General features: G+C 63.6%; 9 protein-coding genes. 5 read left to right on the top strand and 4 right to left on the bottom strand.

Annotation, left to right across the window (positions count from 1 at the left end; translation table 11 throughout):
* Positions 1 to 24: 24 nt before the first annotated feature.
* Genes ABI_RS23215 through ABI_RS23200 form a run of 4 tightly spaced genes read right to left on the bottom strand, consistent with a single transcriptional unit; the run spans position 25 to position 5,948 of the window.
* The gene (locus ABI_RS23215; protein ID WP_040310017.1) at positions 25 to 936 is read right to left on the bottom strand and encodes a family 43 glycosylhydrolase; all 912 of its coding nucleotides are present in this window, start codon (positions 934 to 936) and stop codon (positions 25 to 27) included.
* Positions 933 to 1,694, bottom strand: coding sequence for an FCD domain-containing protein (locus ABI_RS23210; RefSeq protein WP_006275524.1), 762 nt, complete (start codon positions 1,692 to 1,694; stop codon positions 933 to 935). The genes ABI_RS23215 and ABI_RS23210 overlap by 4 nt, the downstream gene beginning before the upstream one ends.
* Positions 1,681 to 3,195: an alkaline phosphatase gene (locus ABI_RS23205; protein WP_006275523.1), complete on the bottom strand. Its 1,515-nt coding sequence runs from the start codon at positions 3,193 to 3,195 to the stop codon at positions 1,681 to 1,683. The genes ABI_RS23210 and ABI_RS23205 overlap by 14 nt, the downstream gene beginning before the upstream one ends.
* Positions 3,192 to 5,948, bottom strand: coding sequence for a glycosyl hydrolase 115 family protein (locus ABI_RS23200; protein ID WP_245531434.1), 2,757 nt, complete (start codon positions 5,946 to 5,948; stop codon positions 3,192 to 3,194). The genes ABI_RS23205 and ABI_RS23200 overlap by 4 nt, the downstream gene beginning before the upstream one ends.
* A gap of 202 nt (positions 5,949 to 6,150) precedes the next feature.
* Between ABI_RS23200 and ABI_RS23195 the strand changes: the two genes are divergently transcribed.
* The 5 genes from ABI_RS23195 to ABI_RS23175 all read left to right on the top strand — a co-directional run bounded on the left by ABI_RS23195 (position 6,151) and on the right by ABI_RS23175 (position 13,432).
* Positions 6,151 to 7,647: a CoA-acylating methylmalonate-semialdehyde dehydrogenase gene (locus tag ABI_RS23195; protein WP_006275521.1), complete on the top strand. Its 1,497-nt coding sequence runs from the start codon at positions 6,151 to 6,153 to the stop codon at positions 7,645 to 7,647.
* A 123-nt stretch (positions 7,648 to 7,770) separates the two neighbouring features.
* Positions 7,771 to 8,733: a substrate-binding domain-containing protein gene (locus ABI_RS23190; protein WP_006275520.1), complete on the top strand. Its 963-nt coding sequence runs from the start codon at positions 7,771 to 7,773 to the stop codon at positions 8,731 to 8,733.
* Positions 8,734 to 8,737: 4 nt separating this feature from the next.
* The gene (locus ABI_RS23185) at positions 8,738 to 10,255 is read left to right on the top strand and encodes a sugar ABC transporter ATP-binding protein (RefSeq protein WP_006275519.1); all 1,518 of its coding nucleotides are present in this window, start codon (positions 8,738 to 8,740) and stop codon (positions 10,253 to 10,255) included.
* Between the two features lie 10 nt (positions 10,256 to 10,265).
* Positions 10,266 to 11,246 carry an ABC transporter permease gene (locus ABI_RS23180; RefSeq protein WP_006275518.1) on the top strand — a complete coding sequence of 327 codons (981 nt, stop codon included), beginning with the start codon at positions 10,266 to 10,268 and terminating at the stop codon, positions 11,244 to 11,246.
* Positions 11,247 to 11,248: 2 nt separating this feature from the next.
* Positions 11,249 to 13,432 carry a GH92 family glycosyl hydrolase gene (locus ABI_RS23175; protein WP_245531433.1) on the top strand — a complete coding sequence of 728 codons (2,184 nt, stop codon included), beginning with the start codon at positions 11,249 to 11,251 and terminating at the stop codon, positions 13,430 to 13,432.
* Positions 13,433 to 13,476 lie beyond the last annotated feature (44 nt).

The following is a 13,476-nucleotide window of genomic DNA, read 5'->3' as shown; positions in this document are numbered from 1 at the left end:
TGGTTGCGTCGGCCGATCTGACGGCTACTTCCTGACCTCGACCATAGCACCACCCTCGCTGTAGCTGAGCGGCGCGAAGGTGATCGAGCGCTTGTAACTGCCGCCGCCTTCCAGCAGCTTATCGTGGTAGAACAGCCACGGCTGGCCCTGGAAGTCAATAATGGCCTGGTGGTTGGTGTTGATCTCAAGATAGTCGAGCACCACGCCGCGATAGGTAAAGGGGCCAAGCGGCGTTGCGGCCGTGGCATAGACAATCTGACCCGGCCAGCCGGTCGAGAAGGTGAAGTAGTAGATCCCGTCACGCTTGTGCAGATAGGGCGCTTCCCCGTACTTTTTCTTGGCGTCATCCGCCGGGAAGCCCTCAATCGCGATATCAAGGATCGGGCCCTCGGTCTCGATCATGTTCGCCTTCAGCCTGACGATCTTGGGCACACGCGTGCCGAAGAGCAGATACGCCTGGCCATCATCGTCGATCAGGACTGCGGGATCGATCGGTTCGGCACCGGCATTGGCGTCGCGCGCCTTGTCGACCAGGGCATCGCTGCGGGCATCGATAAATGGCCCCTTGGGATGATCGCTGACGGCCACGCCGATCTTGTCACCGCCGACGGGCGCATAGAAATAGTACTTGCCGTTGCGATAGGCCGCTTCCGGCGCCCAGGCCTTGGCGTCGGGCTTGGCCCATTTGAACACGGTCACCGACAGGAAGGAACCTTCATCCGCCCAGGTCTTCAGGTCATTCGAACTGAACAGCCGCCAGTCGGTCGAATCCCAATACTTGCCGGAATTGTCCTGGTCATTGGTGGCGTAGACATAGACCTTGCCGTCAAAGACATGCGGCGACGGATCGGCGTTGAAGCGCGGCGAAATCGGTTCGGCGGCCACGGCGGGTAGGGCCAGAGCAAGCGCGAGAGTGGCGAGGCGGAGGGCTTTCACGGGCGGGTCTTTCGTTTCGAAGCGGGCCGGGTGTCATCCAGGGCATTGGACGCCAGCAGAAAGGATTTGACGTTTTCGATGTGGGTCCACATGGCGACGAAGGCGGCGTCGCCGTCGCGCCGGCGGAGGGCCTCGACGATCAATTCATGATCATTGACCCAGCGGTCGCGGTAATGGGCATCCTTGATATGTTCGTTGAGGCTGCGCCACAGCGGGTTATCATCGCGGCGGTGCCAAAGCTGGCTGACCAGAAGCGCCAGTTCGCTGTTCTGGGTCGCCTGGGCGATCGCCATGTGGAACTGGATGTCGTAGTTTTCCTTCGGCTCGCCGTAGTGGGCGCGGCTATGGTTGTGGGCGGCCTTCTCGATGATCTCCATGTCCTCGGCCGTCGCATTGACCGCCGCCAGCCGCGCGATATGGCTTTCCAGCCATTGCCGTGCCTGCAGCAGTTCGAATGGTCCTGCCGGCGGCAGGGAGGGCGTCTCCATGCGCACGGCGTCGGGAGCCGCTTCATAGGCACGCTTGGTAATGTAGATGCCCGAGCCCTGGCGCGGTTCGACCAGGCCCTTGACCTCCAGCATGACCAGGGCGTCGCGGATGACGGTGCGACCGACCTCGTACCATTGCGCCAGGTCGCGCTCGGTCGGCAAGCGGCCGCTGGAGCCGAATTCGCCGGTGCGGATGCGCCGGATCAAGTCGTTACCGACATCGTGATAGGCACGGCGCTCCTTGTCGGCCCTGAGGTTATTGCCGTCCATTTGCCTGCTCCTGGTGGCCGCTGCCGGGGTGCGACTCTACCGCGACGGGGCTTTTGTGCAAGCGGGCATCGAGATCGAGGGCGTGCGCCATGACCTGATAGATGTAGTTCGATTCAAACGTGCCGGTCAGCAGGTCGGCATCGGGACCGCGGGCATAGACCGGGACGTCCTCGCCGGCGTGCTGGGCGCTGGTCATATAGGTCAGGGCGGGCTGGCGATAGTCGGGGCTCAAGACATCCGTCTGGTCCGGAATTGTCGTCGCCACGCCGTCTTTCGGGCCTGAAGGGCCTGTGGCGTAGGACAGGGTTGTGCGGGGGCGGCCATTACCGTCGGCCTGGATCTCGCCGTGGTAGCGAACCAGGCCCAGGACGGGTTCCTCGCGACTGGAGCCCGCCGTCAGCACCAGGCCATGGCTATGGTCGGCCGTGACGATGATCAGGGTGTCGCGCGGATCTGTGCGTTCCAGAGCGACCTGGACAGCCCTGGACAGTTCATCGACCTCGGTCAGGGCGCGGTAGGCGTTGTTCTGATGGTGCCATTTGTCGATCGCCGCCGACTCGACCAGCAGGACATAGCCGTCAGAATCCTGCGACAGCAGGTCGATGGCGGTGGCGGTCATGGCGGCCAGGCTGGGCACGGTGTCGGGGCGGTCCGCGGCGGAGGGCAGGTCTCCGCCGGCAAACAGGCCCAGCACAGGGCCGGCGACCTGCGTGTTGAGGGCGCCCAGCCCAGCAGCATCACGGACCAGGCGGGCCTGAGGGTAGCCCAGCCAGGTCGCCGTCAGGTCGCGGCCGTCCTTGCGTCGGCCTTCGCCAGCGCCGGCGGGCAGGAAGTTGTTCAGGTCGCCGCCGAAAGCGACATCCAGTCGGATCGTCTCCGGCGCCTCGACCAGTTGCCGCGCCAGGTCGATGCAGCCCGCCGCCACGGCCTCGGGCGGCAGATCGACATCGGCGCGCCAGCCGCGAAAGGTGGTGTGGCCGTAGGCGCCGGCCGGCGTAGCGTCGGTGATACCTGAGGTCGTTACGACACCGGTGGCCAGTCCGGCGCGTGCCGCCTGTTCGGCAAGGGTCGGTATATGCCCCTTCAGGGCGCTCGGGCAGTCCTTGCCGGTGACACTGTCATCGACGCCGGTGGCGGCGTTGATCGTCTTCACGCCCGTCATGATCGCCGATATGCCGTTCGACGAGTCGGTGACCAGCTTGTCGGCTGAATAGGTCTTGGACAGGCCGGCATAGGGAAGTGTCTCGAATGACAACTGGTAGCTGGCGCCGTCCAGCCCCCTCGTCTGGCCTGCCAGAATGCGTCCGGCCGTGACCGAATTGATCCCCATGCCGTCACCGATAAACAGGATGACATTGCGCGCCCGACGCGGCGGTGGTGGCCGGTCAAGGGCGGTATCGAGTGCCGCGCGGGCGGCGGCGAATTGCGGATTGGCAGTGTTATCGGCGGCCTGAGCGGCAGCGGGCAGCATCAGCAATAGGGCGAGGGTGGCGGCTTTCACGGTTGCGGCTCCACGGCGCCATAGTGATAGGGCGCGCGGTCAAGGTCGATCTCGATGCGATCGAGAGTCACGCCCGGATCGAGAGGATACACCCGGATCTCATGCTGGCCCTTGGTCAGCAGTTTCAGCGGCAGGGTGCCGACCGCCGTATTGGTCAGGACGTTGTTTTTCCACGCATCACTGCGCCCCAACGTGGCGAAATCGAGCACCTGCACCGGGCCGCCGTCCAACTGTACAGCGACCCTCACGCCCTTGCCGGGATCGAGCGCATGGGTCGGTAGGGCGATGACCTTTAATACCCCGCCGACCTCGGTCGAGGTTGAGAAGCTGTAGACGGCCGGCGTGCCCTGCGGCCCGGAGGGCAGATCGAGCCGGGCGCGCAGGACGCTGCCCAGGCTGCCCAGACCCTCAATCGTTTGCCAGTCAGGACCGATCTCGCCGGCGGTGGCGCGCAGGGTGACGATGCGATTGTCTTCCGCCGCGCCGTCGGGCAGGGCGGGCAGGACGCGGACATAGAGGGGCAAGTCCTGTTCGCCGCACTTGACGGTGAGGGTGCGGTCGCCCGGCGCCGCCGAACCGTCATAGTGCAGGGTCAGGCGCTGTTCGTAGCCATTGGCGGCGTTCAGTTCACCGGAGGTTGACGACAGGGTAAAGCCCGCCGAATTCGTCCCGGCCTGCCATGTGAGACGTGTCTCGCGATGACCGAAAACTGTCACGGGGCGGCTTTGCGGCCGGCCGGCAACGAAAGGCAGGGTGTTGTTGTCGTTGTACCACTGACCGGTCACCGCCAGGTCGCAGCCCAGTTTCACCGAGGCGGACCAGTTCGGCCAGGCGGGTTCTTCGAACACCGGCAAGTGGCGCGGCGCCATATCCATCATGCCGCGCCACTTGCCACCGTTCAGGCTGTTGTAGGTTTCCGTGTCGCGCACGATGACGGCATGGGCGTCCTTCGCCTGGGCCACATACAGGTTGGGGCCGGCGCGGCCCTGGCCGGCATAGAGATCGGCCAGGTCCAGCTTGAGGACGCGTTCATTCAGCGCCGCTGAGGTCCGCACCGGATAGAGGACCAGTTCGAAATAGGCGTCACGGCGGTCGGCCGGGATGTTTTCGGCCACGGCTTCGGCGCGGGCCGTCAGATCGGCATAGGCCCTGATCCGTGCCTGGGCTTCTTCGCCATCGCCACGGACATAATCGCTGCGACGGTTCTGGTTGACCCATTCGGTCTGGCCGAAACCCATGAATTCCGGTTTGCGCTCAAATGCCAGGTCGTAATAACCCATCATGATGTCGGTGATTTCGGCGGCGTGATCCGCCCCGAACTGCTCGGTCATGAAGCCGGACAGGTAGTCGCGCGGCGTTTGTTTGAACGTCTCGGCATCAAAGGCCAGGTCGAGGAAATACTGGGTCAGATATTCGATCGGCTTGATGTCGCCGACATTGGCGATCCACATCCGTCGGGCTTTCAGATCCCAGGCGCGGCCCATCTGTTCGTGCATCAGGTACGGGTGCGTCGTCCCCAGCCACAGATAGTCGTGCGGCCGGCCCCAGTAGGACAGGTGGTAGTAGATGCCGCCGCCGCCGGAGCGTTCCCTTTCTTCCGGCGTGCTGAAGCGACGGATATAGCCGTAGTTGTCGTCGGCCCACATCAGGGTGACGTCGTCAGGGATGGTAAGCCCGCCGGCGTCATAGGCTTCCTGCAGTTCGTGATAGGCGACATAGACCTGCGGCACGGTCTGGGCGGGGCGCTTGTAAACCTGTTTCAGGATGTCACGTTGCAGGCCGATGACGGTTTGCAGGACGGCTTGGCGCTCGGCCATGGAGTTGGCGCCCTGCATCGGTCCGTCATGGATCCCGCGCAGTCCCACGGTATAGATGTTGTCGAACGACTTGCCTTCACGCACCCGCTGGCGCCAATACTCCAGGATGGCCGGCCGGTTCCGGGTAAAATCGAACGCGCCGCGGGCATGCTCGTCCCATTCGCGCAGATTGTTGCGCATCATCGGCTCGGCGTGCGAGGTGCCGACCACGACGGCATAGTCCTCGGCGAGCGGCGGATTGCCCTTATTGCCGTAGAATGGCGTCGAGATGGTGTGCATGGCCGGCCACACGGTATTGGCCTTCAGGCGCCACATCAGCTCGAACACCTTGGCATAGGTCTTCGGCCCGATATTTCCGGTTGCGGGGTCGAAGGTTTCGGCGGCCCACGGCTCCAGACCCCAGTCCTCGTCATTGAGGAACATGCCGCGGTACTGGACCGACGGCGTTTTGGAGGTGAGGGGGGCGTCGTCGATCGCCAGCCGGTCCTGGCGGCGCGGGGTAACATCGGCCCACCATTCCCACGGCGACACGCCCAACTGACGCGACAGGTCGACCGTCCCGTAGACCGCACCACGCCGGTCCGAGCCGGCAATGACCAGGTAGGTTGTTCCGCCATCGCGGACGGCAAAGCGGCGATAGATCTCCCACTGGCCCTTCAGTCCGGACAGGTTTTCCCCGGCCAGTCCCGCCAGACGGCGGATTTGCGGGGCGTCGTACAGACCCACCACGACGCAGACCTCGCCGCATTCTCGGACCTTGCCGGAGACATTCGGTGTCCGACCGCTCAGGCTGGTCAGGTCGCGCGCCAGCAGGTCGGCGGCCAGGTTAAGGGTGCGGCCGGCGTCGCGGTCGTCATGGACGATATTGGCCACCCGTGCGCCGTCGTACAGTACAACCTCACCGGCGAAGGCAGGGGCGGCGAAAGCCACGATCATTCCCGTCAAAACCCTTGCGGACCATCGTCTCATCGGCGTAGCATCCCTGTCAGTTTCCGGCCGTCTTGATGCGGTCCGTAGAGTCGCCCGGCGCCGGGCGTTGTGGCAATATAAAACGAATATTGCAAATATCAATCTAATGAAATATTCATTCTGAATATTGCGGTTCACCCCGGACCGGATCAGTCGAGGTTCTGCCTGTATGCGCGCTATCGGACATTTTTATTCCGGCCGGCTTCAACCGGGTGACGGGCGTGTGTCGGATGTCTTCGATCCCAATACCGGTCAGGTTCAGGCACAGGTCCAGTTGGGCGACACGGCTTTGGTCGAACGCGTTGTGGCGGCTTCCAAAGCGGCCCAACGCGGGTGGGCGGCCGTCAATCCACAACGCCGCGCCCGCATCCTGTTCGAGTTCAAGCGCCTGCTGGAACGCGACATGGAGGCGCTGGCCTATCTGCTGTCCAGCGAGCACGGCAAGGTCATTGCCGACGCGAAAGGCGATATCCAGCGCGGACTGGAGGTGGTCGAATTCGCCTGCGGCATTCCGCACCTGCTGAAGGGTGACTATACCCAGGGCGCCGGGCCCGGCATCGATGTCTATTCGATGCGGCAGGCTCTGGGCGTCGTCGCCGGCATCACCCCGTTCAACTTCCCGGCCATGATCCCGATGTGGATGTTCGCGCCGGCCCTGGCCTGTGGCAATGCCTTTATTCTCAAGCCTTCCGAGCGCGACCCGTCGCTGCCGCTGCGCCTGGCCGAACTGTTGGTCGAGGCGGGCCTGCCGACGGATGTTCTCAACGTCGTGCAAGGCGACAAGGCCGTGGTCGACGCCCTGCTGAACCATCCCGATATCAAGGCGATCAGCTTCGTCGGCTCGTCCGACATCGCGCAATATGTCTATGGCCGCGGCGCTGCCAAGGGCAAACGCATGCAGTGCATGGGCGGCGCCAAGAACCACGGCATTGTCCTGCCCGACGCCGATCTCGACCAGGCGGTGGCCGACATCATGGGCGCCGCCTATGGCTCGGCCGGGGAGCGCTGCATGGCCCTGCCGGTGGTGGTCCCCGTTGGCGACCATACCGCCGACGCCTTACGCGAACGGCTGGTGGCTTCCATCGAAAGCCTGCAGGTCGGCGTATCGACCGATGCGGATGCGCATTACGGCCCGGTGGTCTCCGCCGCCCATAAGGCGCGCATCGAGTCCTATATCCAGATGGGCGTGGACGAGGGCGCCGAACTGGTCCGCGACGGTCGCGGATTTGCGCTGCAAGGGTACGAGAGCGGCTTCTTCCTCGGGCCGACCCTGTTCGACCGAGTGACGCCACAGATGAAGTCCTACCAGGACGAAATCTTCGGCCCCGTTCTCCAGATAGTTCGCGCCGACAGCTTCGAAGAGGCTCTGCGCCTGCCCAGCCAGCATCCCTATGGCAATGGCGTCGCCATCTTTACGCGCAACGGCGACTACGCCCGCGATTTTGCCGATCAGGTCGAGGTCGGCATGGTCGGGATCAATGTCCCCATCCCGGTACCGGTCGCCTATCACAGCTTCGGCGGTTGGAAGCGGTCGGGCTTCGGTGACCTTAACCAATATGGTATGGATGGGGTGCGTTTCTATACCCGCGTCAAGACGGTCACCCAGCGCTGGCCGCGCGGCGGCGTCCTGGCCGATTCGAGTTTTGTCATTCCAACGATGTCATAGGTTGGCCGACGATGTCATGAAGGCAGGAAAAGTCCGACAACTGCGTTGACGTGGAATAAAAATTCCATTTATAACAAATACAAAAATGGTCGACCAATCGGCCGCGCTCCCCGGGAGGAACACATGTCCATCAGCCGCCGCCACATGCTGGCTGCCACCGCCCTGTTCGGCCTTTCCACCCTGGCCGCCTGCTCGAAAGGCGAGGAGGCCGGTTCCGGCGATATCGTCGTCAGTTTCAGCGACCTGTCCCAGCCCTTCTTCGTCGCCATGCGCCGTGACCTGGAAGACGAGGCTCAGAAACTGGGCGTCAAGGTCCAGGTCCTGGACGGACAGAACAACTCCTCCAAGCAGGTGTCGGATCTGGAAGCCGCCCGCATCCAGGGCATCGGCGCGGTGATCATTGCGCCGACCGACTCCAAGGCCCTATCGTCGACGACCGACGCCCTGGCCGGCGAAGGTGTCATCGTCGTGTCGGTCGATCGCTCTATCGGCGGTGGAAAGCACCCCGTGCCGCATTTCGGCGCCGACAATGTCGCCGGTGGCCGTGCCATGGCCGACTGGGTGGTCAGGACCTACCCCAAGGGCGCCAAGGTGGTGGTCATCACCAACGACCCGGGCAGTTCGTCCTCGATCGAACGCGTCAAGGGCGTCCACGAAGGCCTGGCGGCCGGTGGTGCGGCCTATCAGATCGTCGCCGAGCAGACCGGCAACTCCAAGCGGGACCAGGCGCTCAGCGTGACCCAGAACGTTCTGACCTCCATGGGCGGGGCCCATCCGGACGCCATCCTGTGCCTGAACGACGACATGGCCATGGGCGCGCTGGAAGCCATTCGCGGTGCCGGCTTTACATCTAAGCAGATCGCCGTCCTGGGTTTCGACGCCATTCCCGAAGCCCTGGGCCGCATCAAGGCCGGTGACATGGCGGCAACGGTCGAGCAGAACCCGGGCGAACAGATCCGCACCGCCCTGCGCGCGGTGGTGGAGCATCTCAAAAACAATGCCCCGATCGCCTCCAACAGCCTGACCCCGGTCCTGATCACGCGCGACAACCTGACTGAGGCGTCGCGCATCGCCGAAATGAAGTAGCCAAATGGCCTTGCTGGACCTCGCCGACATCACCAAGCGATTCCCCGGCGTGGTGGCGCTGGACGGTGCGCGTTTGTCGGTGGCGTCTGGTGAGGTTCATGCGCTGCTGGGCGAAAACGGCGCAGGCAAGTCGACTTTGCTGAAAATCCTGTCGGGGGCGCAGGCTTGCGATTCCGGCCGCCTGACATTTGATGGTGCCGCGTTGTCCGCGTCCGACACGCCGGTCCAGCGCCAACGCGCCGGCATCGTCACCATCTATCAGGAGTTCAATCTCCAGCCCTTCCTGACGGTGGCCGAAAACCTCTATCTCGGCCGGGAGCCCTTGCGTTTCGGTCTGATCGACCACAAACGCCTCCGCGCCGACGCCCGGGCCGTGCTCGATGGCCTGGGGCTCGACCTCGACCCCGATATGGAGGTCCGCCGACTGAACATCGCTGACCAGCAGATGGTCGAGATCGCCCGCGCCATGACGCTTCAGGCGAAGCTGATCGTCATGGATGAACCGACGGCGGCCCTGAGCCCGCGCGAGGTCGATATCCTGCACCGGATCATCGGCGAGCTGAAGGCGCGGGGGATCGCCGTCATCTATGTCACCCATCGTCTCAAAGAGGTAAAGACCATCTGCGACGGCTATACCGTGCTGCGCGACGGCCGCTTCGTCGCCACCGGGCGGGTGGCTGAGATCGAGGTCGCTGGCATGGTGCGGCTGATGGTCGGGCGCGATGTCGAGTTCCTGCAGCGGCCACCGCACCGCGAACCCGCCGAGATCGTGCTGAAGGTCGATGGTGTCAGCCGCAAGCGCGGCCGTCACGAAGCGCGCGGCACATCGCTGACGGACGTCAGCTTCGAGGTCCGCGCCGGGGAGATTGTCGGCCTGGCCGGGCTGGTCGGGGCCGGGCGTACCGACCTTGTTCGTGTGCTGTTCGGCGCCGATGCCATGGACAGCGGCACCATCACCCTGAACGGCGAGGTCGTAAACCCGGCCTCGCCGTGCGACGCGCTTAAGGCCGGTATCGCCCTGGTGCCCGAGGATCGCAAGCAGCAGGGCTGTTTTCTGGAGCATTCCATCCGCCACAACCTGTCCCTGCCCAGCCTGAAGCGGCTGTCGCGCTGGGGCATTTTTGTCGACGAAACCGCTGAAAAGGCCCTGGTCGAAGACTTTCGTACGCGGCTTAACATCCGTATGGCCCATGACGGCGTCGCCATCGCTACCCTGTCCGGGGGCAATCAGCAGAAGGTTTTGCTGGCCCGCTGCATGGCCCTGTCGCCCAAGGTCCTGATCGTTGATGAACCGACCCGCGGCGTCGACGTCGGTGCCAAGGCCGATGTCCACCAGGTCCTGTTCGACATGGCCGCCACTGGCGTCGCCGTCATCGTCGTATCGTCGGAACTGCCCGAAGTGATGGCGGTCAGCGACCGTATTATCGTTTTCCGCGAAGGCCGCATTGCCGGCACGCTCGACGGTTTTGCCGCCGATGAAGAAACCCTGATGGGCCTGATGGCAACTGGACGCGCAGCATGAAAGAGATCGTATGAGCACCTCAACCGAGCGGCAGCCCTTCGATATGGTCGCCTTCCTGCGGACCTGGGGCACCACCCTGTTCCTGCTGCTGCTGATCGTCGTGTTCGCCGCCTGGAACCCGCGCTTTCTGTCGCTGCGCAATGCTGTCAATATCCTGACCGAGGTGTCGATCTACGGCGTCATCGCCGTGGGCATGACCTTTGTCATCCTGACCGCCGGGGTCGACTTGGCCGTCGGTTCGCTGCTCGCCTTCGCCGCCATTGCGGCCGCCTGGGTGGTGCAGGCGATGGGAGGGGCGGTTCCGCAGTGGCTGGTCGCGCTTTTGGTAGCGTCCTTTATCGGCCTGGCCGCGGGCTACCTCCACGGCAAGTCGGTCACCTGGCTAAAGGTGCCGGCCTTTATCGTCACGCTGGGCGGCATGACCGTGTGGCGCGGCGCCACCCTCATCCTCAATGACGGCGGGCCGATCTCGGGCTTCGACGACGGCTACCGCTGGTGGGGTACAGGCAGCGTGCTGGGCATTCCCGTCCCGGTCATCATCTTTGCTCTGGTCGCCCTGGCCGGCCATATCGCCCTGCGTCACACACGCTATGGCCGTCAGGTCTATGCGGTCGGTGGCAATGCCGAGGCGGCGCGCCTGGCCGGCATCGACGTCAAGGCGGTGATCATCAGCGTCTATGTCATCGTCGGCTTCCTGGCCGGTCTGTCAGGCTTCCTGCTGTCGGCGCGCCTGGGCTCGGCCGAGGCCGTGGCCGGCATCAATTACGAACTGCGCGTCATCGCCTCGGTGGTGATCGGCGGGGCCAGCCTGTCGGGTGGTTCGGGCAGCATTCGCGGCACACTGATTGGCGCCCTGCTGATCGGCGTGCTTTCCAATGGCCTGGTCATCATGCACGTCTCCTCCTACTTCCAGCAGGTCGTGATCGGCCTGATCATCGTCGCCGCCGTGGCGTTCGACGCCTATGCCAAATCCCATCGCGGAAAGGTCTGATCGTGTCCTATAAGTTGCTTGCGGCCGTAACGGCCGGCCTGATGCTCGCCACGACCACCCTGGCGGGAACGCCGCTCTACACCTACGTCGATCCGATGGTCGGCGTCGGCAACGACAACCAGGGCGACACCATCCCCGGCACCGCCTTGCCGCATGGCTCTATCCATCCGAGCCCCCAGACCCTGACCGGCAGCAATGCCGGCTACGACCCAAAGGCCGAGATCAGCGGCTTTGCCCAACTGCATACTCAGGGCTCCGGCGGGGTGACCACCTATGGCACTTTCCTGGTCTCGCCTCAGGTCGGCGCGCCGCAATTCGACGAGGCGGCCCATCTATCGCCCAAGGCGAATGAGCAGGCCGGTGCAGATCTCTATGCCGTCACCTTGTCGCGCTACGATATTCGCGCCGAGGTCACGCCGGCGCACTATGCCGCCATGTACCGCTTCAGCTACCCGGCCACCGACCAGGCCAATATCGTCTTTGATATCACGCGCAAGATCCTGGGCGTAAAGGCCAGCGACAATGCCGAGGTTACCCTCTATCCGGAGCAGGGCCGTATTGTCGGCCGGGTCAAGGCCAAGGGCTACTGGAACCCGGCGAAGTTCGATATCTGGTTCGTCGCGCAAATGGACACGAAACCCACGGGCTGGGGCGTGTTCAAAAACGGTGAGGTCATGACCGGTGCCACAAACGCCAAGACCGGCGCCGACGAGCGCCTGGGCGCCTGGTGGTCATTTGCTGCCAACGGGCAAAAGCCGGTGTTGATGAAGGTCGCTGTGTCCTTTGCTGGTCCCGAACGGGCTCAGCAACTGCTGGATCGCGACATTCCCGGCTGGGATTTCGACGCCGTGCGTACCCAGGCCCGCGACGCCTGGAACACCGAACTGGGCCGCATCGAAATCAGCGGCGTCGCCGATGCCGACAAGCGGCGTTTCTACACCGCCCTGTATCACACCGCGATCCAGCCGCGCGACCGGTCGCTCGATCAGGTCGATTCCGAGATGCACGCACCCTATTGGGATGACTACTATACCCTTTGGGACACGTATCGCACTGGTTTCCCGCTGATGTCGCTGATCAAGCCGCGCGAGTATGCCGCCAATGTCGGCTCAATCATTCACACGTTTGACAAGTTCGGTTACGCCGACACCGCCATCATCGGTGGTCGCAACTACCATGTCGGCCAGGGCGGAGACGAGGTCGACAATGTCATCGGTGAAGGCCTGCTGCGTGGCATCGAAGGCATCGACTGGAACGCGGCCTGGAAGGTGGTCCATTTCAATGCCTTCGAACGCCGCCGTCCGCGCTATCTGGTCGAAGGTTACTTCGCCGTCGGCGATCGCAGCCCTGAACCCAACAACCAGCGCGCCAAGTCAGGTTCGTCAACAGTCGGCTTTGCCTTGAACGACTATTTCGCGGCCAAACTCGCCGAGAAGGCTGGCGATACCGACAAGGCCGCCCTGCTGCTGCAACGGTCCGGCAACTGGCGCAAGGTCTGGAATGCCGACGCCACCAGCGATGGTTTCAGCGGCTTTATCATCCCGAAATATGCCGATGGCCGGTTTCAGGATCTGGATCCGAAGCTGGGCTGGGACGGCGTCACCTACAACAATGTCGGCTTCTACGAAGGTACGGCCTGGGTTTATTCCTATGACATGCTGCATGACATTCCGGGCATGATCGAGGTGATGGGCGGACCAGACCGCTTCCGTGAGCGCCTGGAGCACGCCCTGTCGGCCGGGCTGATCGATATGACGAACGAGCCGTCCTTTACGACGCCCTGGCTGTTCCACAATATCGGCCGGCCGGACCTGTCGGCCTACTGGGCGGATCGGATTTTCAAGGATTTTACGGCGGATGCCTATCCGGGTGACGAAGACAATGGTGCCATGAGCTCGCACTATGTCTTCAACCGCATCGGCCTGTTCCCGAAGCTGGGAAGCGACCTGTTCTATCTGCACGGCCCGCGTCAGCCGCGCACCCTGATCCGGCTGGAGAATGGCAAGACGTTTGAGATTGTCGCAAAGAATGCCGGTCCGGACGCCATCTATATCCAGTCGGCCAGGCTGAACGGTGTGGTGCTGAAGGACGCCTTCCTGCGCCAGTCCGACATCGTCAATGGCGGCAAGCTGGAACTGGTAATGGGTAAGAAGCCGAGCCCGTGGGGGCGGGGAGCTACGCAGTAAAGCGTTGAAGATGCTTCGTAAATTACCTCTCCCCGTTTACGAGC

This window comes from Asticcacaulis biprosthecium C19, from assembly GCF_000204015.1.
GTDB classification, from domain to species: domain Bacteria; phylum Pseudomonadota; class Alphaproteobacteria; order Caulobacterales; family Caulobacteraceae; genus Asticcacaulis; species Asticcacaulis biprosthecius.
Note: the sequence above shows the minus strand (reverse complement) of the source record. Positions and strands in the feature narration are given on the sequence as shown.

Excerpts from the sequence above, each read along its gene's own strand:
- ABI_RS23210 (WP_006275524.1), bottom strand. The coding sequence starts at position 1,694 with ATGGACGGCAATAACCTCAGGGCCGACAAGGAGCGCCGTGCCTATCAC.
- ABI_RS23200 (WP_245531434.1), bottom strand. The coding sequence starts at position 5,948 with ATGATCGTGGCTTTCGCCGCCCCTGCCTTCGCCGGTGAGGTTGTACTG.
- ABI_RS23195 (WP_006275521.1), top strand. The coding sequence starts at position 6,151 with ATGCGCGCTATCGGACATTTTTATTCCGGCCGGCTTCAACCGGGTGAC.
- ABI_RS23190 (WP_006275520.1), top strand. The coding sequence starts at position 7,771 with ATGTCCATCAGCCGCCGCCACATGCTGGCTGCCACCGCCCTGTTCGGC.
- ABI_RS23185 (WP_006275519.1), top strand. The coding sequence starts at position 8,738 with ATGGCCTTGCTGGACCTCGCCGACATCACCAAGCGATTCCCCGGCGTG.
- ABI_RS23180 (WP_006275518.1), top strand. The coding sequence starts at position 10,266 with ATGAGCACCTCAACCGAGCGGCAGCCCTTCGATATGGTCGCCTTCCTG.